The organism is Sphingomonas sp. G-3-2-10 (assembly GCF_012927115.1).
Lineage (GTDB): Bacteria > Pseudomonadota > Alphaproteobacteria > Sphingomonadales > Sphingomonadaceae > Sphingomonas.
Window position 1 is genome coordinate 3,031,754 of the sequence record NZ_JABBFY010000001.1, and the last position, 24,393, is coordinate 3,056,146.

General features: G+C 66.5%; 25 protein-coding genes and 1 tRNA gene. 12 read left to right on the forward strand and 14 right to left on the reverse strand.

Annotated features, from left to right (window positions below; genetic code table 11):
• Positions 1–47 precede the first annotated feature (47 nt).
• Positions 48–605: a heme ABC exporter ATP-binding protein CcmA gene (gene ccmA, locus HHL13_RS15245; RefSeq protein WP_169556463.1), complete on the reverse strand. Its 558-nt coding sequence runs from the start codon at positions 603–605 to the stop codon at positions 48–50.
• The gene (locus HHL13_RS15250; RefSeq protein WP_169556464.1) at positions 602–994 is read right to left on the reverse strand and encodes a metallopeptidase family protein; all 393 of its coding nucleotides are present in this window, start codon (positions 992–994) and stop codon (positions 602–604) included. Before HHL13_RS15250 ends, ccmA begins: the two co-directional genes overlap by 4 nt.
• 47 nt (positions 995–1,041) lie before the next feature.
• On the opposite strand from HHL13_RS15250, the gene HHL13_RS15255 reads away from it, so the two are divergent.
• Positions 1,042–1,329 carry a 4a-hydroxytetrahydrobiopterin dehydratase gene (locus HHL13_RS15255; RefSeq protein WP_240953866.1) on the forward strand — a complete coding sequence of 96 codons (288 nt, stop codon included), beginning with the start codon at positions 1,042–1,044 and terminating at the stop codon, positions 1,327–1,329.
• Positions 1,330–1,332: 3 nt separating this feature from the next.
• Here HHL13_RS15255 and HHL13_RS15260 read toward each other — a convergent pair whose 3' ends face one another.
• On the reverse strand, positions 1,333–2,112 hold the full coding sequence (locus tag HHL13_RS15260; protein WP_169556465.1) for an SDR family oxidoreductase: 780 nt from the start codon (positions 2,110–2,112) through the stop codon (positions 1,333–1,335).
• Between the two features lie 52 nt (positions 2,113–2,164).
• Here HHL13_RS15260 and HHL13_RS15265 point away from each other — a divergent pair, with 52 nt between their 5' ends.
• The 4 genes from HHL13_RS15265 to HHL13_RS15280 are packed head-to-tail and all read left to right on the forward strand — an operon-like array spanning position 2,165 to position 7,961.
• Positions 2,165–2,929: an ATP-binding cassette domain-containing protein gene (locus HHL13_RS15265; RefSeq protein WP_169556466.1), complete on the forward strand. Its 765-nt coding sequence runs from the start codon at positions 2,165–2,167 to the stop codon at positions 2,927–2,929.
• Positions 2,926–4,449: an ABC transporter permease/substrate-binding protein gene (locus HHL13_RS15270; RefSeq protein WP_169556467.1), complete on the forward strand. Its 1,524-nt coding sequence runs from the start codon at positions 2,926–2,928 to the stop codon at positions 4,447–4,449. Before HHL13_RS15265 ends, HHL13_RS15270 begins: the two co-directional genes overlap by 4 nt.
• Before the next feature lie 57 nt (positions 4,450–4,506).
• A complete protein-coding gene (locus tag HHL13_RS15275) occupies positions 4,507–6,954 on the forward strand; it encodes a glycoside hydrolase family 3 protein (protein ID WP_240953723.1) in 2,448 nt (815 codons plus the stop codon).
• Positions 6,951–7,961, forward strand: a complete 1,011-nt coding sequence (locus tag HHL13_RS15280; protein ID WP_169556469.1) for an aldose epimerase family protein — start codon at positions 6,951–6,953, stop codon at positions 7,959–7,961. The genes HHL13_RS15275 and HHL13_RS15280 overlap by 4 nt, the downstream gene beginning before the upstream one ends.
• Positions 7,962–8,016: 55 nt before the next feature.
• On the opposite strand, the gene HHL13_RS15285 is transcribed toward HHL13_RS15280, so the two are convergent.
• The 3 genes from HHL13_RS15285 to HHL13_RS15295 all read right to left on the reverse strand — a co-directional run bounded on the left by HHL13_RS15285 (position 8,017) and on the right by HHL13_RS15295 (position 10,576).
• On the reverse strand, positions 8,017–9,591 hold the full coding sequence (locus tag HHL13_RS15285; RefSeq protein ID WP_169556470.1) for an aldehyde dehydrogenase (NADP(+)): 1,575 nt from the start codon (positions 9,589–9,591) through the stop codon (positions 8,017–8,019).
• 102 nt (positions 9,592–9,693) lie between these two features.
• Complete coding sequence (locus HHL13_RS15290; RefSeq protein ID WP_346775568.1) at positions 9,694–10,437, reverse strand: FadR/GntR family transcriptional regulator; 744 nt, start codon at positions 10,435–10,437, stop codon at positions 9,694–9,696.
• Positions 10,438–10,486: 49 nt separating this feature from the next.
• Positions 10,487–10,576, reverse strand: a tRNA-Ser gene (locus tag HHL13_RS15295).
• A 206-nt stretch (positions 10,577–10,782) separates the two neighbouring features.
• Between HHL13_RS15295 and HHL13_RS15300 the strand changes: the two genes are divergently transcribed.
• Both HHL13_RS15300 and HHL13_RS15305 read left to right on the forward strand, forming a co-directional pair.
• Positions 10,783–11,523, forward strand: a complete 741-nt coding sequence (locus HHL13_RS15300) for a DUF1134 domain-containing protein (protein WP_169556471.1) — start codon at positions 10,783–10,785, stop codon at positions 11,521–11,523.
• Positions 11,524–11,534: 11 nt separating this feature from the next.
• Positions 11,535–11,795, forward strand: coding sequence for a DUF1294 domain-containing protein (locus tag HHL13_RS15305; RefSeq protein ID WP_346775569.1), 261 nt, complete (start codon positions 11,535–11,537; stop codon positions 11,793–11,795).
• Here HHL13_RS15305 and HHL13_RS15310 read toward each other — a convergent pair whose 3' ends face one another.
• On the reverse strand, positions 11,796–12,272 hold the full coding sequence (locus HHL13_RS15310) for an SRPBCC family protein (protein ID WP_169556472.1): 477 nt from the start codon (positions 12,270–12,272) through the stop codon (positions 11,796–11,798).
• A complete protein-coding gene (locus HHL13_RS15315) occupies positions 12,269–13,594 on the reverse strand; it encodes a dihydroorotase (protein ID WP_169556473.1) in 1,326 nt (441 codons plus the stop codon). Before HHL13_RS15315 ends, HHL13_RS15310 begins: the two co-directional genes overlap by 4 nt.
• Positions 13,595–13,638: 44 nt before the next feature.
• Here HHL13_RS15315 and HHL13_RS15320 point away from each other — a divergent pair, with 44 nt between their 5' ends.
• Positions 13,639–14,364 carry a folate-binding protein YgfZ gene (locus HHL13_RS15320; protein WP_169556474.1) on the forward strand — a complete coding sequence of 242 codons (726 nt, stop codon included), beginning with the start codon at positions 13,639–13,641 and terminating at the stop codon, positions 14,362–14,364.
• Here HHL13_RS15320 and HHL13_RS15325 read toward each other — a convergent pair.
• From HHL13_RS15325 to glmM, 4 genes are all read right to left on the reverse strand, one after another.
• On the reverse strand, positions 14,361–14,972 hold the full coding sequence (locus HHL13_RS15325) for a ribonuclease HII (protein ID WP_169556475.1): 612 nt from the start codon (positions 14,970–14,972) through the stop codon (positions 14,361–14,363). The two genes, HHL13_RS15320 and HHL13_RS15325, sit on opposite strands and share 4 nt — an antisense overlap.
• Positions 14,965–16,158 (reverse strand): bifunctional hydroxymethylpyrimidine kinase/phosphomethylpyrimidine kinase, encoded by a 1,194-nt coding sequence (gene thiD, locus HHL13_RS15330; protein ID WP_169556476.1) that lies wholly within the window; start codon positions 16,156–16,158, stop codon positions 14,965–14,967. Before thiD ends, HHL13_RS15325 begins: the two co-directional genes overlap by 8 nt.
• A 153-nt stretch (positions 16,159–16,311) precedes the next feature.
• Complete coding sequence (locus tag HHL13_RS15335; RefSeq protein ID WP_169556477.1) at positions 16,312–16,536, reverse strand: DUF1272 domain-containing protein; 225 nt, start codon at positions 16,534–16,536, stop codon at positions 16,312–16,314.
• Positions 16,536–17,879 carry a phosphoglucosamine mutase gene (gene glmM, locus HHL13_RS15340; protein WP_169556478.1) on the reverse strand — a complete coding sequence of 448 codons (1,344 nt, stop codon included), beginning with the start codon at positions 17,877–17,879 and terminating at the stop codon, positions 16,536–16,538. The genes HHL13_RS15335 and glmM overlap by 1 nt, the downstream gene beginning before the upstream one ends.
• A 56-nt stretch (positions 17,880–17,935) precedes the next feature.
• Here glmM and HHL13_RS15345 point away from each other — a divergent pair, with 56 nt between their 5' ends.
• Both HHL13_RS15345 and HHL13_RS15350 read left to right on the forward strand, forming a co-directional pair.
• Complete coding sequence (locus tag HHL13_RS15345; RefSeq protein ID WP_240953724.1) at positions 17,936–19,285, forward strand: dicarboxylate/amino acid:cation symporter; 1,350 nt, start codon at positions 17,936–17,938, stop codon at positions 19,283–19,285.
• A 76-nt stretch (positions 19,286–19,361) separates the two neighbouring features.
• The gene (locus HHL13_RS15350; protein ID WP_169556479.1) at positions 19,362–19,754 is read left to right on the forward strand and encodes a response regulator; all 393 of its coding nucleotides are present in this window, start codon (positions 19,362–19,364) and stop codon (positions 19,752–19,754) included.
• A gap of 4 nt (positions 19,755–19,758) precedes the next feature.
• Here the strand turns inward: HHL13_RS15350 and gor are convergent, their stop codons facing one another.
• Together gor and pgi are read right to left on the reverse strand one after the other, a co-directional pair.
• Positions 19,759–21,102 (reverse strand): glutathione-disulfide reductase, encoded by a 1,344-nt coding sequence (gene gor / locus HHL13_RS15355; protein ID WP_169556480.1) that lies wholly within the window; start codon positions 21,100–21,102, stop codon positions 19,759–19,761.
• Positions 21,103–21,245: 143 nt separating this feature from the next.
• Entirely contained in the window at positions 21,246–22,739 is a 1,494-nt protein-coding gene (gene pgi, locus HHL13_RS15360; RefSeq protein WP_169556481.1) for a glucose-6-phosphate isomerase, read from the reverse strand.
• Between the two features lie 138 nt (positions 22,740–22,877).
• Between pgi and lepB the strand changes: the two genes are divergently transcribed.
• The gene (gene lepB / locus HHL13_RS15365) at positions 22,878–23,696 is read left to right on the forward strand and encodes a signal peptidase I (RefSeq protein ID WP_169556482.1); all 819 of its coding nucleotides are present in this window, start codon (positions 22,878–22,880) and stop codon (positions 23,694–23,696) included.
• Positions 23,693–24,370, forward strand: a complete 678-nt coding sequence (rnc, locus tag HHL13_RS15370) for a ribonuclease III (RefSeq protein WP_240953725.1) — start codon at positions 23,693–23,695, stop codon at positions 24,368–24,370. Before lepB ends, rnc begins: the two co-directional genes overlap by 4 nt.
• Positions 24,371–24,393 lie beyond the last annotated feature (23 nt).

A 24,393-nucleotide genomic window follows, 5' to 3' on the forward strand; every position in this document is an offset into this window, starting at 1 on the left:
GGGCTGCCCTTCGACAAGCTCAGGGCGAACGGTGGAACGGGCTGCGTTCACAGCGCCACCTCGACCGCGCCGGGCATCGCCACCGGCAGGTGCGTCGCGACCAGCACCGCGCCGCCGTTCGCGCGATGCGCTGCGATCAGCCCTTCGAGCATCGTCACCGACGCCAGATCGAGACCGTTGGCGGGTTCGTCAAGCAGCCAGAGCTTCGCGCCGCTCGCCACAATCCGCGCGATCCCCGCGCGGCGGCGCTGACCGGTCGAGAGGAAGCGCACCGGCACCTGCGCCAGATCGGACAGGCCGACCGCCGCCAGCGCGGCCGCGACGTCGCCGCCATCGATCCCGGCCCAGAAGGCGAGCGCCTTGTCCAGCGGCAGTTCGGGATCGAGCGCCGAGGCTTCGCCGAGCAGCGCCCGGTCGTCGCACACGACTTCGCCGACGACGGGATCGAGCAGCCCCGCCGCGATCCGGACGAGGCTGGACTTGCCGGTGCCATTGGGTCCGGTGACGAGGCAGCCGCCGCCCGCTTCGACCGCGAAGCTCAGCCCCTCGAACAACATTCGTCCGCCGCGCGCGCAGCTGACGTCGCGAAACGCCAGCAGGCTCACTCGACCATATCCTCGAGCGCATGGATGTCGTCGTCGCTCAACCCGAAATGATGGCCGACCTCATGGACGACGATATGCCACACCAGCCGTTCGAGCATCTCGCCCCCGGTCGCCCATTCGTAGAGGATCGGCACGCGGTACAGGTGGATGCGATCGGGCAATGCGCCCGATTCGAACGAGGATTTTTCGCCGATCGGGCGGCCATGATAGAGGCCAGTCAGGTCAAGCGGATCCTCGATGCCGAGCGCGTCGAGCGTTTCGTCATCGGCGAATTCCTCGACGATCAGCACCACGTCGGCCAGATGGGACTGGAACGGTTCGGGGATCAGCGACATCGCTTCCCGCGCCATTCGTTCGATCGCTGCCGCGTCTGGGGCTTGCCCGCTCATGTCGCCGGGCATAGGCCGTGCGCTCTGCCAAGAGCAAGGAGGCGATGATGGTGACGCGGCTGACCGAAGGACTGCGCAGCGAATCGCTGGCGGCACTGCCCGAATGGACCCACGACGCCGAGCGCGATGCGATCACGCGCCGATTCGTCTTCAAGGACTTCAACGAAGCATTCGGCTTCATGACCCGCGTCGCGCTGCTGGCGGACAAGTCGGACCATCATCCCGAATGGTCGAACGTATGGAACCGGGTGGATATCCTCCTCACCACCCACGACGCCGATGGCCTTTCGATCCGCGACATCCAGATGGCGCAGGCGATCGACGGGATGCTGTGATCCTTACTTAAACGATTTGCCGGAGAGCTTGCGCAAGGTTCCCGGCATCCACCGCGCCATGAACCAAAGCCGGTGCGCGGTCTTGCCGACGCGGGTATGGACCGCCTTGCGGCTGGCGAGGATGCCGCGCACGGTCTTCACCACTTCGCTGACCGGGGTGATTTCCAGCCCCGCGCTACGCACCGATTCACGCACGTTGCGGTTCGAATCGGGCATGACCTTGTTGAGCAACGGCGTCTCGATGAAGCTGGGCATCAGCGATCCGACATAGATCCCCTCGGGCGCCCATTCGGCATTCAGCGATTCGGCGAAGCCGCGCATCGCGAATTTGCCTGCGCTGTAGATCGACATGCCGGCATTGCCCGAAATGCCGGCGGCCGAGCTGGTGACGATCATCGCCGATCCCGGCGTGGCCTTGAGCAGCGCATGCGCCGCGCGGGCGCCATAGACCATGCCGTTGATATTGATCGAAAGCCCGCGCTCGATCTCGTCGTCGGTCATCACGTCGAGCGGCCCGCCCACCGCGATCCCGGCATTGTTGAAGAAGAAATCGAGCCGTCCGCCACTCTTTTCGGCGAAGGCCGCGAGCGCAGCGTCCCATGCCGCGCGGTCGCGTACATCCATCTGATAGGTTTCGGCGGTGGGCATCGCCGCCTTGGCCTCGGTCAGCGCCACTGCGTTGACGTCGGCAAGTCCGACCAGCCAGCCGTCTGCCGCCAGATCCTTCGCCACCGCCAGCCCGATACCCGACGCACCGCCGGTGATGAACGCCGCCTTGGCCATGCCCCTCTCCCCTTTTTGACCTTTGCCCCACCATCCCGCACAACCTTGCGAGATGCCAGAGCAATCCCGCACCGTTACCTTCAAAAATGTCAGTAAGCGATATGCTGCTGCAACGGCGGTGGACGGCGTGTCGCTGGAGATCGCCGCGGGCAGCTTCGTCGCGCTGGTCGGCGCTTCGGGATCGGGCAAGTCGACCCTGCTCAAGACGGTCAACCGGCTGATCGAGCCAAGCGAAGGCGAAGTGCTGGTCGGCGGGGAGCTGGTCGCTGCGCAGCCCGCGCCGCTGCTGCGCCGACGGATCGGCTATGTCTTCCAGAATATCGGCCTGTTCCCGCACATGACTGTGGGCGAGAACGTCGCGATCGGGCTGAAGCTGGCGGGCGAGAAGGATACGGCCGCACGGGTGGCCGAACTGCTGGCGCTGGTCGAGCTGCCGGCCGACTTCGCCGCGCGGATGCCCGACGCGCTGTCGGGCGGGCAGCGCCAGCGGGTCGGCGTGGCGCGGGCGCTGGCTACCGGTCCGGGGCTGATGCTGATGGACGAGCCGTTCGGCGCGCTCGATCCGGTGACGCGCGATGGCCTGGGAAAGGCGATCCGCGCGCTGCACGAGCGGATGGCACTCACCACGATCCTCGTCACCCACGACATGGCCGAAGCGCTGCTGCTGGCCGATCGCGTGCTGGTGATGGCCGGCGGGCGGATCGTGGCGGATGCGACGCCGAAGGAACTACTCGCCGGTGAGGGTGGCGCCGAAGCACAGGCGCTGGTCGCGATCCCGCGCGAACAGGCGCACCGGCTGGCGGAGCTGGGCGCGTGAGCGAAGCCTTCGCCCGGGTGCCCGAGCTGCTGGCGCAGCATCTGCTGCTGGCCTTCGCTGCGCTGCTGCTGGGCCTCGCGATCAGCCTGCCGCTGGCGATCCTCTCGGCGCGCAACAGGACAGTCGGGCGGATCGCGCTGGGGTTCGCAAGCCTCGTCCAGACCATCCCCAGCCTCGCACTGCTCGCGCTCTTCTATCCGATCCTGCTGTCGCTCTCGGCATTGGTCGGTGGCGGGATTCCCGCACTCGGCTTCTTGCCCTCGCTGCTGGCGCTGATGCTCTACGCGCTGCTGCCGATTCTGCGGAACGGGGTCACCGGCCTCGCCACGCTCGACCCTGCGGTGCTGGAAGCTGCCGATGGGATGGGCATGACGCGGTGGCAGAAGCTGTGGCTGGTCGAAGCGCCCCTGGTCCTTCCCGTGCTGATGGCCGGTATCCGCACCGCCGCCGTCTGGACGATCGGCGCGGCGACCCTTTCCACCACGGTTGGCCAGCCGAGCCTTGGCGACATGATCTTCGCGGGCCTCCAGACGCAGAACTGGACGCTGGTGCTGGCGGGCTGCATCGCCGCCGCGGGCCTCGCGCTCACCGTCGACGCGCTGCTGGGGCTTGCCGAACATGGCATCGCCAATCGCAAGCGCCGCCTCGTCTGGGGGAGTCTGGGCGCGCTGCTGGTCGCCACGCTGATCGCGCTGGCCCCCGCCATGCCCAGCGGCAAGGGCACGATCGTCATCGGCGCCAAGGGCTTCTCCGAGCAATATATCCTCGCCCGGCTGATCGGCAGCCGCCTCGAGGCCGCAGGCTATACCGTCGAATATCGCGAGGGGCTCGGCTCGGCGGTGGCGTTCAATGCCGCAGCGGGCAACGGCATCGACGTCTATGTCGACTATTCGGGCACGGTCTGGACCAACCAGATGCACCGCACCGATGTGCCCAGCCGCGAAGCGATCGTCGCCCAGAGCGGCAAATGGATGCGCGACAAGCATGGGCTGTACTCGATGGGCTCGCTCGGCTTCGAAAACGCCTATGCCTTTGCGATGCGCGGCGACGATGCCCGCAAGCGCGGCATCACCTCGCTGAGCGACCTCGCGGCGCAGGCGCCGGGGCTCAACCTCGCCACCGACATCGAATTCCTCGAACGCCCCGAATGGCGATCGGTGCGCGACGCCTATGGGCTGAAGTTCAAGTCCGCCCACCCCTATCAGCCGACCTTCATGTACAAGGCGCTCGACAGCGGCGAAGCCGATGTGATCCCCGCCTTCTCCTCCGATGGCCGGATCGCTGCGTCCGGACTCGCGATCCTGTCCGATCCCAAGGGCGCGATCCCCGGCTATGACGCGATCCTCGTCCTGGCGCCGAAGCGCGCGAACGACGCCCGGTTTCAGGCCGCGCTGCGCCCGCTGATCGGCGCGATCCGAGTCGAAGATATGCGGCAGGCGAACTATATGGTCGATCGCGACACCGGCAAGCAAAGCCCCGATGCTGCCGCCGCATGGCTGGCAGCGCGGCTCCGCCGCTAGATTTCCTCGTTCAACGCGCTATCCTGTTAGCGATAACGAATTCCCTGGGAGAGAATGATGCGGAAGCTCTTGCTGGCCACCACGATTTTTTGCGCCGCGCCGGCGATCGCGCAGCATGCACCGACAGCGCTGTCTGGCCCCACCACCGCCGACCCGGAGAAATGGCCCGCCGCCGCCAGCCAGGGACTTCTCGATCCCGCGACCGAAAAGATGATCGACGGCCTGATCGCGCGGATGAGCGTGGAGGAGAAGGTCGGCCAGATGATTCAGGCCGATATCGCCAGCATCAAGCCCGAGGATTTGCGCACCTATCCGCTCGGCTCGATCCTGGCGGGCGGCAACTCGCCGCCGCTTTCGGGCAACGATCGCTCACCCGCGAAGGACTGGGTGGAAACCACCCGCGCCTTCCGCGCGGTGGCGATGGAAGCGCGTCCCGGCCGGGTCACCATCCCGCTGATCTTCGGAGTCGATGCGGTCCACGGCAACAACAACGTGATCGGCGCGACGATCTTCCCGCACAATATCGGTCTCGGCGCCGCCAATGACCCCGACCTGATCCGCCGCATCGGCCATGTCACTGCGATCGAGACCGCCGCCGCCGGCCCCGACTGGGCATTCGGCCCGACTCTCGCCGTGCCGCAGAACGATCGCTGGGGCCGCGCCTATGAAGGCTATTCGGAAGATCCCGCGCTCGTCGCCAGCTATTCGGGTGCGATGATCGAGGGGCTGCAGGGCAAGCCCGGTCAGGGCCGCATCCAGCAGGGCCATGTCGCGGCATCGGCCAAGCATTTCCTCGGCGATGGCGGCACCACCGACGGCATCGACCAGGGCGATACCCAGGTCGACGAAGTCACGCTGATCCGCATCCACGCCGCCGGCTATCCGGGCGCGATCAATGCCGGTGCGATGACGATCATGGCGTCGTTCAACAGCTGGAACGGCGTGAAGATGCACGGCAACAAGTCGCTGCTCACCGATGTGCTGAAAGGCCGGATGGGCTTTCAGGGCTTCGTCGTCGGCGACTGGAACGGCCATGCCCAGATCCCCGGCTGCACCGCGACCGATTGCCCGCAGACCTTCAACGCCGGTCTCGACATGGCGATGGCGCCGGACAGCTGGAAGGGCCTGTTCGAAAGCACGGTCCGCCACGTCCGCGACGGCACGATCCCGATGTCGCGCGTCGACGACGCGGTGCGCCGCATCCTGCGCGTGAAGGCACGGCTGGGCCTGTTCGATCCGGCGCGCCCGGTCGAGGGCACCGACGCGCTCGGCAAGCCCGAACATCGCGCCGTGGCGCGCGAAGCGGTCAGCAAGTCGATCGTGCTGCTCAAGAATGAAGGCGTGCTGCCGCTCAAATCCACCGCCAACATCCTCGTCACCGGCCCCGGCGCGGATTCGATCGGGATGCAGAGCGGCGGCTGGACGCTGAGCTGGCAGGGTGACGGCAACGGCAACGAACTGTTCCCCAATGGCCAGTCCATCTATGCCGGCATCGCCGAAGCGGTGAAGAAGGATGGGGGCGCCGCGACGCTTTCCGCCGATGGCAGCTTCGCGAAAAAGCCGGATGTCGCGATCGTGGTGTTCGGCGAACAGCCCTATGCCGAAATGCGCGGCGACGTGCGCACGCTGGAATTCCAGCCGGGCGACAAACAGGCGCTGGCGACCCTCACCAAACTCCGCGCGCAGGGCATCCCGACCGTCGCGGTATTCCTCTCAGGCCGTCCGATGTGGGTGAATCCCGAGCTCAACGCTTCCGACGCGTTCGTCGCGGCATGGCTGCCGGGCACCGAAGGCGGCGGCATCGCCGACGTCATCATCGGCGACAAATCGGGCAAGCCGCGCACGGACTTCCGCGGACGCCTGTCGTTCAGCTGGCCCAAGACCGCCGGCCAGTTCCTGCTGAACAAGGGCGATGCGAATTACGATCCGCTGTTCGCCTTCGGCTATGGCCTGTCCTACGCCAAGCCGGGCAAGGTCGCGAAGCTGAACGAAGATGCCGGGGTCGATGCGAGCCTGGCCAACACCACGATTTACTTCGCGCGCGGGCAGGTGCCCGCGCCGTTCTCGTTCGCGACCGACAGCCGCGTCACTCGTGCGGTGGCCGAAGGTCCGGCGCAGCAGGAAGGCGGGGTCAGGCTGACCTGGCCCGCCGGCCCCGCGACGATCCGGATCGGCGGCGGCGATCTGGACCTCACGCGCGAAGCCAATGCCGATCTGTCGATCCAGATCAGCTACCGCGTCGATACCGCGCCCACCGGCCCGGTGCGGCTGCTGATGGAGGGCGGCGCGAACACCGGATCGATCGACGCGACCAGCCTGTTCGCCAAGCCTGACGGATGGCAGACCGCCAAGGTCTTCCTGAAATGCTACACCACCAACGGCGTCGATCTGACCAAGGTCACCGCGCCGTTCGTGCTGCAGGCCAGCGGGCCGTTCAGCGTCACCATCGCCGATGTACGGATCGTGTCCGATCCCAATAATTCGGTGTGCCCGGGAGCGAAGTGATCGACACGATCGAGATCGCGCGCGGACCGTTCCGCGCGCAACTCCTGACGCTTGGAGCGACGCTGCGCCGTCTCGAGGTGCCGGATCGTGACGGCCGGGCGGCGAACATCGTCCTCGGCTGCCGCGATCTGGACGATTATCGCCGCGTCGCGCGCTTCTATGGTTCGGTGGTCGGCCGCTACGCCAATCGTATCGGCGGCGCGCGCTTCGTGCTGGACGGAACCGAGCATCGCCTGCCCGCCAATGACGGGCCGAACACGCTCCACGGCGGCGCGCCCGGCTTCGACCAGCGCGACTGGGTGCTGGCGGATGCCGATGCGGAGAGCGCGCGGTTCACCCTGCTCAGCTCCGATGGCGAGAATGGCTTTCCCGGCAATCTGCAGGTGGAAGCGCTGTACCGGATGGAAGAAGACGGGCTGGCGATCACGCTGAGCGCGGAGACCGACGCGCCGACGGTCGTGAACCTCACCCATCATGCCTATTTCAACCTTGCGGGGGAGGATAGCGGCCAGTCGATCCTCGACCACCGGCTGCGCATCCGCGCGAACGACATCACGCCGGTCGATGCGGATCTGATCCCGACCGGCGCGCTTCGTCCGGTCCGCAACTCGCCGTTCGATTTCCGCTCGGCCAAGCCCATCGGCCGCGACATCGCGCAGGATGACGCGCAACTCGTGCGCGGGCTGGGTTACGATCACAATTGGGTAGTCGATAGGACTGGCCATGTGGCGACGCTCTACGACTCCGCCTCGGGCCGCGTACTTGATCTCCATTCGAACCAGCCGGGCCTGCAATTCTATTCGGGAAACCATCTGGCGGATGGCCCGCCGGGGACGTCAGGCCGCATATATGCGGCACGCGAGGGCCTGTGCCTCGAGCCGCAGCTGTTTCCAGACAGCCCGAACCAATCGGACTTCCCGTCGGCGCGCCTGAACCCAGGCGAACGTTACGAACACCGGCTGGCATTCCGCTTCCGCTCGGCGGCGAACCAAGCCGAAGCCTTCTGACGAAAAAGGCCGGGGATCGCTCCCCGGCCTTTCGCTTATTCGATCACGACGCCACTCAAAGCGTCGGCTTGCCGTCCACGCGGCGCGGGACGCCGGTGTAATTTTCGCGCAGCTCCTCGGGGAGCAGCGCGTCGGGCAGGTCCTGATAGCTTACGGGCCGCAGGAAACGGTCGATCGCCAGCGTGCCGACCGAGGTGCTGCGGCCGTCCGAGGTCGACGGGAAGGGCCCGCCATGAACGATCGCGTCGGTCACTTCGACGCCCGTGGGCCAGCCATTGGCGAGGATGCGGCCGACCTTGCGCTCGAGCACCGGCACCAGCTTGCGCGCGAGGTCGGTATCGGCTTCGTCGAAGTGCAGCGTCGCGGTGAGCTGGCCTTCGAGATAGGCGAGCACCGCCAGCACTTCGTCGATATCGGTGCAGCGCACCACCATCGCGGTCGCGCCGAACACTTCCTCGGCATGTTCCGGATCGGCGATGAAATCCTTCGCGCTGATCGTGAACAAAGCCGCGCGGCCGCAATGCAGGCCGCCGGCTTCATTGCCTTCGGCGAGCTGCTTGAACGCCGGGGCCGATGCCATCCGCGCCACGCCGCTCTCATAGGCCTTGTGAATGCCGGGGGTCAGCATGGTCTGCGCCGCCGCACCGCCCACACCGTCCGAAGCAGCGGTCAGGAATCGGTCGAGCGCCGGGCCTTCGATCGCGAGCAACAGGCCGGGATTGGTGCAGAACTGGCCTGCGCCCATCGTCAGCGAGCCGACGAAACCAGCGGCCAGCGCCTCGGCGCGCGCTTCGAGCGCGGCGGGGAGGAGGAGGACCGGGTTGATGCTGCTCATTTCGGCATAGACGGGGATCGGGACCGGACGGTTGGCCGCCAGCTTCATCAGCTGGGTGCCACCCCCGAACGAGCCGGTGAAGCCGACCGCCTTGATCCGCGGATCGGTGACCAAAGCCGAACCGACCGAATTACCGGGGCCGTTGATCAGCGAGAACACGCCCTTGGGCATGCCCGTCTTCTCGGCTGCGCGGGTGATCGCGCCTGCAACCAGCTCTGCCGTACCCGGATGCGCCGAATGACCCTTCACGATCACCGGGCAGCCTGCCGCCAGCGCAGAAGCGGTGTCGCCGCCGGCAGTGGAGAAGGCGAGCGGGAAGTTGCTCGCGCCGAACACTGTCACGGGACCGAGCGGCACCATGCGCAGGCGCAGGTCGGGCTTGCGCGCCGGCTGGCGGTCCGGAATCTCGTGATCGATGCGGGCGCGGAGATATTCGCCAAGGCGCAGCTCGCGCGCGAACATCCGCATCTGGCCGCTGGTACGGCCGCGCTCGCCGGTCAGGCGCGCGTGCGGCAGGCCGGTTTCGGCCATCGCGCGTTCGGTCAGCGTTTCGCCAAGCGCATCGATCTCGTCAGCAATCGCATCGAGGAATTCGGCCCGTTTCCCGCGCGGAAGCGCCGAATAGACCGGGAATGCAGCTTCGGCGGCGGCCGCCGCCGATTCGACGTCGGCGACTGTCGCGACGCTGAAGCTGGGCTCGATCTCGGCGCCCGTAGCGGGCGAAACCGCCCGAAAACCGTCGCCTGCGCCCTTTACCCGCTGCGATGCGATGAACAATTCGCCGGTCAGCGACATGGCAAGATCCCTCCTGGATATCCGCAAAAAGTTAGCGGTAACATGAATGCCCAACGGATTTAGGGGGTAGCGCCTGCGGGTTCAACTCCCCGTGCGCAAAACCTAGCAGCAGCCGCGCGCTTCCAAGGTGTCGGAGAGGCCCCGCTCGACCAGATCGGCCATCGCGTCATGGGCGACCTGCGCGTCCTGCGCCTCGATCGCTTCGAACACCCGCAGATGGACGGGCAGCGCATCGCGCGGCGCGGGCAGCTTGTCCTGCTTGAACGCGGTGGTCAGCTCGATCGCGGTCGCGACGCCATTGGTCAGCGAGATGACGAAGTCATTATGCGACGCTTCGAGCAGAGCCGCGTGGAATTCATGGTCGCAGGCACGGCCTTCCTCGGTCGCGAAACTGTGTCTCGCCACCCCCTCCAGCCCCGCGCGCATCCGCTCGAGCTGTTCGGGCGTACGCCGCAGCGCCGCCAGCCGCGCCGCATCGGGCTCGACGATCCGGCGCAGCTCGAACAATGCCTCGATCAGCTTGGGATCGGGCGCGATATCGGCGAACATCCAGCCGAGCACATCGGGATCGAGCAGGTGCCACGCGGTACGCGGGCTGACCTGCGTCCCGATCTTGGGCCGGGAATTGACCAGCCCCTTGGCCGCCAGGATCCGGATCGCTTCGCGATAGGCGGTGCGCGAGACCTTGAACTGTTCGCTCGCGGCGATCTCCCCTTCGAGCAATTCGCCGGGCAGCAGCACGCCGGTCACGATGCGGATGCCCAGTTCGCGCGCCACCGTGCCATGCAGGCGCAGCGACTTGGGGCGAGGCTTGCGGCGCGAAGGTCGTGGAATAGGCTGTATCACGCCGGCTCCCCTCCGGGTTCGTTGCCGCGTTTCACCGGGCGGAGTGATATGGAGGAGACGGAGGGATTCGAACCCTCGATACGGTTTCCCGTATGACGCTTTAGCAAAGCGTTGGTTTCAGCCACTCACCCACGTCTCCGGCAGGGCCTTGAAGAAAGGGCCTATAGAAGGCGGAATCGGATCGTTCAACCGGACTTTGCGTCGATTTCTCACGAAGTCGTTTTCGGCCGGTCTTCCCCGCAAAACCCCGCCCCGGCCCGTTTTCGACTCGGGTCGTCGCCCGTTCATTGCCGCGTCAGGTAGCGGGGCATAGCGTTCTCCGCTGTAATTTGCGTGGGGATGGGTATGCGACTGGGTTCGCTGTTGCTGTGGGCGGCGAGCGCTGCGCTCGGATTGAGTGCGGTGCCGGCAGGCGCACAGGTGACGAGGATCGATCCGAACACCCAGATCGATTCGGACATCGAAACCCCGCCGCCGGTGCCGCAGCAGCAATATCCCGCCCAGCCGGCCGACGATCCCTATCAGGATCCCGCCGCGTCCAATCCGCAATCGCCGTCCGAGCCAGTGAACGCCCCCGCCGTCGGCGCTCGTGCGCAGGCAACCGGCACCTTCCAGCGCGACGACCTGATCGGCGCGGCGGAAGGCGTGTTCGGCAAGGGCGCATCGGGCCTTGCGGGCATCATCGAGAATATCCTGAAGGAACAGGGCGAGCCCAACGCCTATATCGCCGGCCGCGAAGCCGGCGGCGCGATCGCGCTGGGCGTGCGCTACGGCTCGGGCACGATGTTCCACAAGGTGGAAGGCGAGCGGAAGGTTTACTGGACCGGCCCGTCGATCGGCTTCGACGTGGGCGGCGACGCCAGCAACGTCTTCGTGCTGGTCTATAATCTCTACGACAGCCAGGAGCTGTACAAGCGCTTCCCCGCGGGCGAGGGCCGGGTGTTTCTGGTCGGCGGCTTCTCGGCCACCTATCTGCGCCGCGGCGACGTGGTGCTGATCCCGGTCCGGCTGGGCGTCGGGTGGCGCGTCGGCATCAACGCCGGCTATATGAAGTTCACCGAGAAGAAGCGCTGGCTGCCATTCTGACGAATGGCCCGGTGCTCGCAGTCGCTGCGCTCGTCGCAATCAATTTCTGGACGATCCTGCGCTTCCGCCAAGACAAGCGCGCCGCGCGGATCGGCACGCGGCGGGTTCCCGAACGCCAGTTGCTCGGCCTTGCGCTGATCGGCGGGTCGCCCGGCGCGCTGCTTGCGCGGCATCTCTACCGACACAAGACGCGGAAGCAGCCCTTCTCGACCTTGCTGTGGCTGATCGTCGCGTTTCAGGCCGCGGCGATCCTGATGCTTGCGCTGCGCTGACTAGCCGACGAACGCGGCCAGATTTTCCAGCGTCGAGCGCAGACCGTCGAGATGGTCCTTCTTGCGGATGCCGACGGGCACATCCTCCGCAGTGACAGTAACCCGCGTGCCCTCGTCCACCGGATCGAGCCGCCAGGTGATCGTCATCGCACCCGCGAACGCCGGGTCCTTTGAATCGAACTCGACGCGCTGGACCATGCGTACGCCGGGGACCAGTTCGACGAATACGCCTTCGGCCACGTCCGAATCCTCGCTCGACTTGGCCTGACCCTCGGGGTCGTCCTGATAGCTCAGGATCATGCGATAAGCGCCGCCGGGACGCGGATCGAACGCCTCGATCCGCCCGGTCATGCCGCTGGGCGGTAGCCACGCCGCCATCGCTTCCGGATCGGTCAGCGCGCCATAGAGCTTTATCGGCGACGCCGCGATCACGCGGAACGCCGAATCGGTGCGCTTGCGCCCGGTCTCGTCGGTCATCCGAACGCGACCGATTCGAACTTCACCGGCTCGCCGATCGCGGCGTCGGCAAGCTGCGCTTCCCACATCACCCGGTTGCCGCGAACGATCGTGCCGACCGGGCGGCCGGTGATCTCCATGCCGGTGAAGGGCGACCAGCCGCAGCGCGACGCCAGCCAGTCTTCCCCGATCGTCCAGCGCGACTTGAGATCGACCACCGAGAAATCGGCGTCATAGCCGACCGCGATCCGGCCCTTGCCGACGATGCCGAACACGCGCTGGGGACCCGCGCTGGTCAAGTCGATCAGCCGCTGGAGCGTCAGCCGCCCCTCGGCGACATGATTGAGCAGCAGCGGCAACAAAGTCTGGACGCCGGGCATGCCGCTGGGCGAGGCGGGATATTCCTTCGCCTTTTCCTCCAGCGTGTGCGGCGCATGGTCCGAACCGATCACGTCGGGCACGCCCTGACGCAGCCATTCCCACAACCCGTCGCGATGCGCCCCCGATCGGATCGGCGGGTTCATCTGCGCGAAGCTGCCGAGGCGCGGATAGGCATCCTCGCCCGCCAGCGTCAGATGCTGCGGCGTGACTTCGCACGTCGCGACATCCTTGTTCCGGCCGATCACTTCGAGTTCGGCGGGCGTAGTGACGTGCAGGATATGGATCCGCCGCCGCGCAGCGCGCGCCAGCCGCAGGATGCGCTGGGTCGCCAGCATCGCGCTCTCGTCGTCGCGCCACACCGGATGCGAGGAGGGATCGCCCGCGATCCGCTCGCCCATCCGCGCGTTCATCCGCGCTTCGTCCTCGGCATGGATCGCGACGCGGCGATGGCCCGAAGCGAGCACGCGCGCCAGCTGATCGTCCTCGGCCACCAGAAGGTCGCCGGTCGAGGCGCCCATGAAGATCTTGACCCCCGCCGTGCCCGGCAACCGCTCCAGCTCGGCCAGATCGGGCGCGTTGGCGGCGGTCGCGCCGACATAGAAGGCATGGTCGCACCACATGCGATGCTTGGCGCGGGCAAGCTTGTCGTTCACCGCATCGGCCGAATCGGTGTTCGGCTTGGTGTTCGGCATCTCGAACACTGCGGTCACGCCGCCGAGCACCGCCGCCCGCGCGCCGCTTTCCAGATCTTCCTTGGCCTCCAGGCCCGGCTCGCGGAAATGGACCTGGCTGTCGATCACGCCGGGCAGCACGTCGAGGCCGGTGCAGTCGATCGTCTGGCCCGCATCGCCGACCGAACCGATCGCAACGATCTTGCCGCCGGAGACGCCGACATCGACTTGAGCAGGCCCGCCCGGAAGATGGACCGTTCCGCCCGTCAGCTTGAGATCGACGCTCGCCATATCCGCCTCTTTCACTGGAGTGTGCGGCCTCCTACCTCTTGGCGATGACCGATGCCACCCTGCTCCCGAACCGTGCCCTCCTCCGGATTGCGGGAGAGGATATCCGCGGCTTCCTTCAGGGGCTTCTCACCAACGATGTGACTGCGGTCACCGAAGGTGCGCCGCAATGGAGCGCGCTGCTGACCCCGCAGGGCAAGGCACTGTTCGATTTCATCCTGTGGGCGGATGGCGACGACCTGCTGATCGATTGCGAAGCCGATCAGCGCGAGGCGCTGGCCAAGCGGCTGACGCTGTATCGCCTGCGCCGGCCGATCACGATCCAGCCGGTCGAAGGCGGCGTCCATTGGTCGCAGGGCGGCAGCGAGGGCGTTCCCGATCCGCGCCTCCCCGAACTTGGCCGCCGCTGGCTGGGCAGCGCGGAGGGCGAGATTGCCACCGGCTGGCTTGCACACCGCTTGTCGCTCGGCGTGGCCGAAGGGGTCGCGGAACTGGGGCAGGACAAGACGCTCTGGCTCGAATGCAACGCCGCCGAGCTGAACGGCGTGAGCTACGCCAAGGGCTGCTATATCGGGCAGGAGAACACCGCCCGGATGCACTATCGCGCCAAGGTGAACCGCCGCCTCGTGGTCGCACCGCTCGGCGAAGCGGGCGACCGGACCCGCGCCAGCTATCCCGAACTCGGCCTGATGATCGAATTGCGCCGCGTCGAATCGCTCGGCGATGCGCTGGTGCCGGAGTGGCTGAGCGAAGCGCTCGGCGCCGAGGCCTAGAAATCCAGAAACGCCTGCGCCACCGGCGCGAAGCTGCGGCGGTGGAGTGGAGTCGGCCCGAGCGTGCGCAGCGCTTCCTGATGGACCTTCGCGCCATAGCCCTTGTTGCTGGCCCAGCCATAGCCCGGATAGATCAGGTCGTACTCGGCCATCATCGTGTCGCGGCGATGCTTGGCGACAATCGAGGCCGCCGCGATCGACAGGCACAGCGCGTCGCCGCTGACGATCGCTTCGGACTGGTGATTCCAGCGCGGGCAACGATTGCCGTCGACCAGCACCATCGCCGGACGGAAGCCGAGCGCCTCGACCGCGCGAGTCATCGCCAGCATCGTCGCCCACAATATGTTGAGCTCGTCGATCTCCTCGACCGTGGCGATGCCCACGCCGACCTTCGCGCATTCCAGCAGCCGCGCGCACAATGCAGCGCGCTTCGCGGCAGTCAGCACCTTCGAATCGTTCAGGCCCTCGGGAATGCAGTCCGGATCGAGCACCACCGCCGCGGCCACGACCGGCCCGGCGAGCGGCCCGCGTCCGGCTTCGTCCACCCCGGCGACGGGTCCGATATGTCTGGATTCAAACGAATAATCAGGCCCGGAAGGTTTAAGCATCGTTGATCCGCCAAGGCGGAAAGCGGCGCTGCTCGCCGGCCTGATAGAGACAGACTGCGTTGCCCGCCGGATCGCGCAGCCGCGCTTCGCGCCAGCCCCAGGTCTGATCGGCCGGTTCCTGCTCGAAGACGATCCCTTGCTGCTTGAGGAAGGTGACCGCCGTGTCGAGATCGCCGCATTCGAAATAGACGACGGGGCCGGTGTAACTCTCGTCGGTGGCAATCGAGAAGGTCGCGCCGCCTTCGGTTTCGAACCGGGCATAGCGCGGCTTGGACTGGACGATCTGCTTGAGACCCAAAGCGCGATAGAAATGCTCGCTCGCGGTCAGGTCGCTCGCCGGCACGGTCACCTGATTGAGCATCGGCGAGAAGCGGCTGAGATTGAGATCGAGCCGGACGCCCTGCTGCCCCATCGGGCCATGCCCCCCGCCCAGCCCCGGCGCTTCGTGCATCGCCATGCGGACGAAGCGCCGCGCGTGCGTCACCGCTTCGACCAGCGACCAGTCCTTGGCGAGTTCGGTCGCGATCGCCGAGGCCAATGTGCAGCCGGTGCCGTGGGTGCTTTCGCTGTCGATCCGGGCGTTGGTCCATTCGGTTTCGGGCGGATGATCGCTGGTGGCGGGGGCGAACAGCCGATCGGTCACCTGCCGCCCCTTGGCATGGCCGCCCTTGACCAACACCGCGCAACCGCGCCGGTTGACCAGCGACTGCGCGCTCTCGCGCTGCTTGGCCTTGTCGACCACCGACATGCCCGAAAGCGCCTTCAGCTCTGGCAGGTTCGGGGTACAGACGGTGCAGATGCGCATCAGCCGCTCGAACGCGGCGATCGTCGCGTCGTCGGCCAGCGCCGCGCCGCTGGTAGCGACCATCACCGGATCGAACACGATCGGAATGCCGCGCAATTCCTCAAGCTTCTCGGCCACCGCCAGCGCGGTGCGCGCGGAGCCGATCATCCCGATCTTCACTGCGTCCACGCCGATATCGCGCACCACCGAATCGATCTGCGCGATCACCATCTCGGTCGGGATCGGATGGACGCCATCGACGCCCTGCGTGTTCTGCGCGGTGATCGCGGTGATCGCGGTCATCGCATGGCCGCCGAGCATGGTGACGGCCTTGATGTCCGCCTGGATGCCCGCCCCGCCACCGGAATCCGAGCCTGCGATGATGAGAATGCGGGGCGTCATGAGATCGGCGATCCGGTTGACACGGTTGACACCAATATAGGGAAAAACCGGTCCTTCCCGGCCGCCGGGCATGGCGCTGCGGGAAAGGCGAGGGAAAGGGTCATGACCTGAGTCTCTGGCACAAGTCGCGGGCTGTAGGACAGCGCGAAATGATCAGCCCTTGAACCTGCTTTCGGTGCTGGCGGGGTTGCGGGCAAGCGCGGCACCCACCCGGGTCGGCCGGTCGAGCAGCTCACCGCCGCAATTGGGGCAGCGCTCGTCCAGCGCATCGGCACACAACGCGCAGAAGGTGCATTCGAACGAGCAGATGAATGCGCCGCCCTGACTGGCGGGAAGCGTAGTGCCGCAGCGTTCGCAATCGGGGCGCATGTCCAGCATTACGCCGCCGCCTTCCGCACCGCGTCGCACACCCGATCGACCACGGCTTCGACCTGACCCCGGTCATCGCCTTCCGCCATCACCCGGATCACCGGCTCGGTGCCCGAAGGCCGGATCAGCAGGCGGCCGCCCTTGCCCGAAATATCCGCATCGGCTTCGGCGATCACCGCCTTCAGCGTCTCGTCCTCCAGCGGCTTGCCGCCCTTGAAGCGGACATTCTTGAGAATCTGCGGCAGCGGATCGAAGCGGTGCAGCACTTCGCTGGCCGGCGCGCCCGAACGGACCAGCTCGGCCAGCACCTGAAGCGCCGCGACCAGCCCGTCGCCGGTGGTCGCGTAATCGGACAGGATGATGTGGCCCGATTGCTCGCCACCGACATTATAGCCCGAGCCGCGCATCTTCTCGAGCACGTAGCGGTCGCCGACCGAGGCGCGGACGAGGCCGAGGCCCTGCGCGGCGAGATGCCGTTCGAGGCCCAGATTGGACATGACGGTCGCCACCAGCCCGCCGCCCTGCAACCGGCCCTGCCGCGCCCAGCCGCTGGCGATCAGCGCCATCAGCTGATCGCCGTCGATCACCTTGCCATTCTCGTCCACGACGATCAGCCGGTCGGCGTCGCCGTCCAGCGCGATCCCGATCGCCGCACCATGCAGGACCACCGTCTCGCAAAGCGTGTTCGGCGCGGTCGAGCCGACGCCGTCATTGATGTTCTTGCCGTTGGGCGACACGCCGATCGCGATCACTTCAGCGCCCAGTTCCCACAAGGCGGAAGGCGCGACCTGATAGGCCGCGCCATTGGCGCAATCGACCACGATCTTGAGGCCATCGAGCCGCAGATCGTCGGGAAAGGTCGATTTGGCGAAATGAATATAGCGGCCGCGCGCATCCTCCACGCGGCGCGCGCGGCCGATATTCTCGGACGCGGCCAGCGGGACTTCGCCATCGATCATCGCTTCGATCGCCATCTCGTCAGCATCGGAGAGCTTGTAGCCGTCGGGGCCGAACAGCTTGATGCCGTTATCGGCGTAGGGATTGTGGCTGGCGGAGATCATCACGCCCAGATCGGCGCGCATCGATTTGGTCAGCATCGCCACCGCGGGCGTCGGCATCGGGCCGACCAGCACCACGTCCATGCCCACACTGGTGAAGCCCGCGACCATCGCGTTTTCGAGCATATAGCCCGACAGGCGCGTGTCCTTGCCGATCACCACGCGATGCTTGTGGTCGCCCCGCACGAAATGCGCTCCGGCGGCCATTCCGACCTTCATCGCCATCGCGGCCGTCATCGGATGCGCATTGGTCGCGCCGCGGATTCCGTCGGTACCGAAATATTTTCTTGCCATGCCCCGTCTCTCGCGGCCTTGTTACGCCCGGCCGCGCGACTGAATAGCGCCGAAACATGAAGAGGGCGAGCATGTCGCTGTTGCTGGGCATATTGAATTCGGTCGTACAAGTGCTTCTGGGCAGCGCGAGCAAGCCGCAACCCGTGCGAATCCTGCTCGGCCTGGTCATCGGCCTGCTTGCCGGAGCGCTGCTCGTGCCGCGCACCGGCATGCCGATCGCCGACTGGGTGCATCCGGTCGGCAAGGCGTGGCTGAACGGCCTGCAGATGACGATCGTGCCGCTGGTCGTCGCGCTGCTGATCACCGGCGTGACCGCCACGGCCGAGGCGGCGCGGGCGGGCAAGCTCGCCGGGCGCGCGATCGCGCTCTACGTCACCGTGCTGTTCCTGTCGGCCGTCGCGGCGGCGATCCTCACCCCGCTGTTCCTCGAACTGTGGCCGCTGCCGCAGGAATCGGCGGCGAGCCTGCGCGCGGCGCTATCGGGCGCCGAGCAGGTTGGGCCGATGCCCCCGCTGGGTGACTTCTTCGCGGCGATCATCCCGGCCAATATCATCAAGGCGGCGGCGGAGAATGCGTTCCTGTCGCTGATCATCTTCTCGCTGATCTTCGCCTTCGCGATGACGCGGGTGCCCGAGGATGCGCGCAAGCTGCTGGTCGGTTTCTTCGCGGCGATCCGCGACGTGATGCTGGTGGTGATCAACTGGGTGCTGTGGGTCGGCCCGATCGGCGTGTTCGCGCTGGCGATGGTGGTCGGCGCCGAGGCGGGCACCGGCGCGTTCGGCGCGCTGATCCACTATATCCTTGTCGTCGCCGGGGTCGGTCTCGTCGTCACGCTCTTCGCCTATCCGGTGGCGATCTTCGGCGGACGCATCCGTTTCGTGCGCTATGCCCGCGCCGCCTTGCCCAGCCAGGCCGTGGCGCTCAGCACGCAATCCTCGCTGGCCACGCTGCCGGTGATGATCGAAGGCGCGGCGGAGCTGGATGTTCCGGTCTCGGTATCGGGCGTCACCTTGCCGCTGGCGGTGGCAATCTTTCGCGCGACGGGGCCGGCGATGAACTTCGCGGTGGCGATCTATGTCGCTACCTGGTTCGGCGTGCCGCTCAGCCCGGCGACGCTGGCGATCGGCGCGGTCGTTGCGACGCTGACCTCGCTCGGTTCGGTCAGCCTGCCGGGCACCGTGAGCTATGTGAGCGCGATCGCACCGGTTTCATCGACCATCGGCGCACCGCTGTCGCCGCTCGGTCTGCTCGTCGCGGTCGAGACGTTGCCGGATATCATGCGTACGGTGGGCAACGTGACCTGGGATCTGGCGACGACGGCATGGCTCAAGCGCGGTGCGGGCAAGGTCGAAATGACCGAAGCCGACGCGCTGCTGCAACAGGATGTAATCAAAACAGAATCTTAAGCGCCCGCCCCGGGTTTCCCCGAACTCCCCTCTCGTGCGTTGTCGCCGTAAGGCGGAGGCTCGAAGGAGTGGAATCATGGTGCCGATTCGAGTGCTGATCGTCGATGATTCGGTGACGATCCGCGCCATGCTGGAGGAAGTACTGGGGCGCGAGCCGGACATCGAGCTGGTCGGATCGGCCGCCGATGCGGCGACGGCGATCCGCATGGTCCACACGCTGCACCCGCATGTGGCGACGCTCGACATCGCGATGCCCGGCGTCGACGGCCTCGCATTGCTCGACACGATCCATCTTCAGACCCATGCGATCATGCTGACCAGCCATGCCGAAGCCGCGAAGGACGCGATCGAGCGCGGCGCGCTCGGCTTCTTCATCAAGTCCGAGATCCTCAAGGATTCGAAACGGCTGGTGAAGATGGTCCACAAGGCTGCCGAGGGTAAGTTGACCAAGCTGCGCGACGCGGCCTGATCGCCTATTTCATCAGCACCAGTTCCTCGGCCATGCTGGGATGCAGCGCCACGGTCTGGTCGAAGGCGTCCTTGGTCAGGCCGGCCTTCACCGCGATCGCAGCCGCCTGAAGGATTTCCGGCGCATCGGGACCGATCATGTGCAGGCCGAGCACCCGGTTCGTCACCGGATCGCAGACCATCTTGTAAAGCGCGCGCTCGTTGCGGCCCGCCAGCACATTCTTCATCGCGCGGAAGTCCGAGGTATAGACCTTTACCGTGCCGAACTTGTTCTTCGCCGCGCTCTCGGTAAGGCCCACACCCGCCATCGGCGGATGGCTGAACACCGCGGCCGGAATATTCTCGTAATCGACCTGGTGCGGCTTGCCGCCGAAGATGGTGTCGGCGAACGCCTGCCCCTCGCGGATCGCGACCGGGGTCAGTTGGACCCGGTTGGTCACGTCGCCCACCGCATAGATGTTGTCGACGCTCGACTTGTTGTCGGCATCGACCTTCACCGCGCCGACCACGTCGAGTTCGACGCCGACCTCGGCCAGCCCCAGCCCCGCAGTGTTCGGCGCGCGGCCGGTGGCGAAGAGGACGCAATCGACTTCGATGGGCTCGTGATTGGTCATCTCGACCTTCAACCCGCCCTCGACCTTCTCGATTCCCTTGAACGCCGCGTTGAAGCGGAACTCGATCCCCTTGGCGATCGAGATCTGGAGCAGCCGGTCGCGGATCTGCTCGTCATAGCCGCGCAGGATCACGTCGCTGCGGTTGATCAGCGTCACCTTCGAACCGAATTCGTTGAAGATGCCGGCGAACTCGTTGGCGATATAGCCCGCGCCGGCGATCAGCACGCGCTTCGGCAGGGTTTCCAGATGGAAGACTTCGTTCGACGTGATGCCCAGCTCGCTGCCCGGGCAATCGGGCGTCTGCGGATGCGCGCCGACCGCGATCAGGATATATTTCGCGCTGATCGTCCTGCCCGAAGCCAGCGTGACTTCGTGCGGCCCGGAAAGGGTGGCGCGCTCAAGGATCACCTCGACGCCGTTATTCTCCAGCGTCTGGTTGTAGAGGCCGTTGAGCCGGTCGACTTCGCCCAGCACATTGTCGCGCAGCAGCGGCCAGTCGAACCCGCATTCGGGCACGTCCCAGCCGAACTTGCGCGCGTCCTTCAGATCCTCGGCGAAATGCGCGCCATAGACGAGCAGCTTCTTGGGCACGCAGCCGCGGATGACGCAGGTGCCGCCGACCCGATATTCCTCGGCCACCGCGACTTTCGCGCCGTAAGCCGCCGCGATGCGCGATGCGCGGACGCCGCCGGAGCCTGCACCGATGACGAAGAGGTCGTAGTCGTAGCTGGTCATGAGACCCGGATTCCTCAGATAATTACCGTTCGCCCTGAGCTTGTCGAAGGGCCGTCCTTCTTGACGCCGGCCAGAAGAAAGAACGGTGCTTCGACAAGCTCAGCACGAACGGAGATAAGGGTGCGTTGGCCTGCGCGCCAGCTTCAGCCGAACGCGCGCTGGATCAGATCGGTGGTCGAGGCGTCGAAATCCTGCCCGCCGCGATCGGCCGCCTTTGCCATTTCCTTGCCCAGCTCGACGCCGAACTGGTCGAACGGATTGATGCCGAGCAGCACCGCGTTCACGAAGGTCCGTGCTTCGTAGAAGGCGATCAGCGCGCCCAGCGTGCGCGGATCCACGCGATCGAGCAGCAGCGTGCTCGACGGGCGGTTGCCGGGATAGGCGCGCGCTTCGTCTTCATTGGCGCGCCCCGCCATCAGCGCGGCGCCCTGTGCGAAGGCGTTGAGCAGCAGCTGGCGGTGATGATCGGGGTCCTGCGCGTCACCGGCCTCGATCGAGGCGACGAACTCGACCGGCACGAGATGCGTGCCCTGATGGAGCAGCTGGAACACCGCGTGCTGGGCATCGGTGCCGACGCCGCCCCAGGTGATCGGCGAGGTCGGCCAGGCGACCGCTTCGCCCTGCGCCGTCACGCGCTTGCCGTTCGATTCCATCTCGAGCTGCTGGAGATAGGAAGGGAGCAGCTTCAATCGCTGGTCATAGGCGAACACCGCGCGCGTCTCGCAGCCGCGTTTCTGGGTGTAATAAAGGTCGGCGAAGGCGGCGAGCACGGGCGCGTTCTTCGAAAGCTCGGTGAAGCGGAAGTGGCGGTCCATCTCGGCCGCGCCTTCGAGCAGTTCCTCGAACGCATCCCAGCCCAGCGCCATCGCCGCGGGAAAGCCGATCGACGACCACAGCGAGTAACGCCCGCCGACGCTTTCGGAGAAGGGCAGCACGCGAGTCTCGTCGATGCCCCATTCGACTGCCTTGTCCGGCGCGGCGGTGAGCGCGATCATCCGGCCATAGGGATCGTCCACCCCGCCTTCCTGCAGCCAGGCCAGCGCGCTTTGTGCGTTGAGCAGCGTCTCGGTAGTGGTGAAGGTCTTCGACGCGACCGCGACGATCGTCGCCTGCGGATCGAACCGGTCCATCGCATCCTCGATCGCAACGCCATCGACGTTGGAGACGATCGCGACATCGTAGCGATCGGCGTCGCGGCCCAGCGCGTCGACCAGCAGGTCCGGCCCCAGCGCCGATCCGCCGATGCCGATATGCAGGATATGCCGCACCGGCCCCAGCGCCTCGGCTTCGATCACATCGATCAGCCCGCGCATCCGGGCGTGGAACATGCGCGACCGGGCGACGCTTTCCGGCGCGCCTTCGCCCCGCTCGGCGCCATGTTCGGCGGCGCGTCCTTCCGTCACGTTGATCGCTTCGCCGGCGTAAAGCGCGTCGCGCTTCGCCGCGAGGCCCATCGATTCGGCGATCCTGGCGAAGGCGGCGATGGCTTCACCGGTCAGGTGAGTCTTCGACCAGTCGAAGCGGATACCGCTGACGTCGAGACCAAGCAAGTCGAGCCGGGCCGAATCCTCCGCGAACAACACCGTCAGCGGCTTGTCCTCCAGCGCGCGGATCGTGGACCAGTCGGGCGTCGCCATGTTCGAACTCCTGTCTTCGTCGCCTGTCCTATCGTCGCACAACCCGCGCTTCACAAGACCGGTTCGGGGCAAGTTGCAGGCCAATGGCAGGATTGTCCTGCTTGACGGCAACCGCCCGCCCAAGCAGAGCTAGCCCGCATGGAAAAAGGCTATACCGTCGATCCGCTCGCGCCCGAGAAGCCACAGTCCGAATGGCGCGACCTCGCGTCGTTCCTGCTCAAGCTCGCGATCGTCGTCTTCATCGTCCGCAGCTTCATCTTCTCGCCGTTCAGCATCCCCAGCGAGTCGATGCTGCCGCGCCTGCTGATCGGCGACTATCTGTTCATCACGAAATGGAACTACGGCTATTCGAAGCACTCGCTGCCGTTCAGCGTGCCGCTGATCCCCGGCCGGGTGTTCGAAGGCACGCCCGAGCGGGGCGATGTGGTGGTGTTCAAGGCGCCGCCTGCCAACAACACCGACTGGATCAAGCGCGTGATCGGCCTGCCCGGCGATACGGTGCAGATGAAGGACGGCGTGGTGATCCTGAACGGCAAGGCGATCCCGAAGGAGCGGATCGCCAATTTCGTCCTGCCGCTCTCGCCCAATTTCCCGGCGGCGAAGTGCGGCGCATTCATCGACGAAAAAGATCCGTCGCTGTGCAGCATCCCGCGCTACCGCGAGACCCTGCCCAACGGAAAGACCTATGAGGTTCTCGATCAGGGCCCGAACGTCAACGACAATACTGATGTCTTCACCGTACCCGCCGGCAACGTCTTCCTGATGGGCGACAATCGCGACGACAGCGCCGACAGCCGCGTCGCGCATATCGATGGCGGGATCAGCTATGTTCCGCTGGAGAATGTGCAGGGCAAGGCAGTGGTCAGCTTCTGGTCGACCGACGGCAGCGCCAACTGGTTCCTACCCTGGACCTGGTTCAGCGCCGCGCGCTGGGGCCGGATCGGGGAAGGGTTTTGACGGCCCTCGCGCTGGGGGGATGGATCGAACAGACTTTCGGAAGAGCGCCCGCGAGCATCGCGCCGTTCGAGCGCGCGCTGACGCATGGCAGCCAGGCCGCGGCCAATTATGAGCGGCTTGAGTTCCTCGGCGACCGGGTGCTCGGGCTGGTCATCGCCGAATGGCTGTTCGAGCGGTTTTCGGAAGAACCCGAAGGTGCCTTGTCCCGGCGGCTCAACGCGCTGGTGACCGGGCCGGTGTGCGCCGATGTCGCGCGCGATCTGGGCGTGGTGACCTACCTCAGGCTGGGCAAGCAGGCCCGCGAGGACGGCGCGCACGACAGCGACAATGTACTGGGCGACGTGATGGAAGCGCTGATCGGCGCCTTCTTCCTCGATGCCGGTCTCGACGCGGTCCGCGCCTTCATCCGCAAGGCATGGGCGACGCGGATCGAAGCGCATGCGCAGGCGCCCAAGCATCCCAAATCGGCGTTGCAGGAATGGGCGGCCGCGAACAATCGCCGCCCGCCCGAATATCTCATCGTGGACCGCTCCGGCCCGAACCACGCCCCGCACTTCACTGTGAAGGTCTCGATCGGCAAGCTGGCCGACGCCACCGGCGAAGGCGCGAGCAAGGGCGCGGCGGAGACCGCGGCAGCCGCGGCGTTGCTGGAGAAGCTGGCGGCTGCCAAATAATTCCGTTCGTCCTGAGCTTGTCG

Bases quoted from the DNA above. Each gene is read 5' to 3' on its own strand.
- HHL13_RS15250 (WP_169556464.1), bottom strand. From the start codon at position 994: ATGAGCGGGCAAGCCCCAGACGCGGCAGCGATCGAACGAATGGCGCGG.
- HHL13_RS15255 (WP_240953866.1), top strand. From the start codon at position 1,042: ATGGTGACGCGGCTGACCGAAGGACTGCGCAGCGAATCGCTGGCGGCA.
- HHL13_RS15260 (WP_169556465.1), bottom strand. From the start codon at position 2,112: ATGGCCAAGGCGGCGTTCATCACCGGCGGTGCGTCGGGTATCGGGCTG.
- HHL13_RS15265 (WP_169556466.1), top strand. From the start codon at position 2,165: ATGCCAGAGCAATCCCGCACCGTTACCTTCAAAAATGTCAGTAAGCGA.
- HHL13_RS15275 (WP_240953723.1), top strand. From the start codon at position 4,507: ATGCGGAAGCTCTTGCTGGCCACCACGATTTTTTGCGCCGCGCCGGCG.
- HHL13_RS15285 (WP_169556470.1), bottom strand. From the start codon at position 9,591: ATGTCGCTGACCGGCGAATTGTTCATCGCATCGCAGCGGGTAAAGGGC.
- HHL13_RS15300 (WP_169556471.1), top strand. From the start codon at position 10,783: ATGCGACTGGGTTCGCTGTTGCTGTGGGCGGCGAGCGCTGCGCTCGGA.
- HHL13_RS15310 (WP_169556472.1), bottom strand. From the start codon at position 12,272: ATGACCGACGAGACCGGGCGCAAGCGCACCGATTCGGCGTTCCGCGTG.
- HHL13_RS15315 (WP_169556473.1), bottom strand. From the start codon at position 13,594: ATGGCGAGCGTCGATCTCAAGCTGACGGGCGGAACGGTCCATCTTCCG.
- HHL13_RS15320 (WP_169556474.1), top strand. From the start codon at position 13,639: ATGACCGATGCCACCCTGCTCCCGAACCGTGCCCTCCTCCGGATTGCG.
- HHL13_RS15325 (WP_169556475.1), bottom strand. From the start codon at position 14,972: ATGCTTAAACCTTCCGGGCCTGATTATTCGTTTGAATCCAGACATATC.
- thiD (WP_169556476.1), bottom strand. From the start codon at position 16,158: ATGACGCCCCGCATTCTCATCATCGCAGGCTCGGATTCCGGTGGCGGG.
- HHL13_RS15335 (WP_169556477.1), bottom strand. From the start codon at position 16,536: ATGCTGGACATGCGCCCCGATTGCGAACGCTGCGGCACTACGCTTCCC.
- glmM (WP_169556478.1), bottom strand. From the start codon at position 17,879: ATGGCAAGAAAATATTTCGGTACCGACGGAATCCGCGGCGCGACCAAT.
- HHL13_RS15345 (WP_240953724.1), top strand. From the start codon at position 17,936: ATGAAGAGGGCGAGCATGTCGCTGTTGCTGGGCATATTGAATTCGGTC.
- HHL13_RS15350 (WP_169556479.1), top strand. From the start codon at position 19,362: ATGGTGCCGATTCGAGTGCTGATCGTCGATGATTCGGTGACGATCCGC.
- gor (WP_169556480.1), bottom strand. From the start codon at position 21,102: ATGACCAGCTACGACTACGACCTCTTCGTCATCGGTGCAGGCTCCGGC.
- pgi (WP_169556481.1), bottom strand. From the start codon at position 22,739: ATGGCGACGCCCGACTGGTCCACGATCCGCGCGCTGGAGGACAAGCCG.
- lepB (WP_169556482.1), top strand. From the start codon at position 22,878: ATGGAAAAAGGCTATACCGTCGATCCGCTCGCGCCCGAGAAGCCACAG.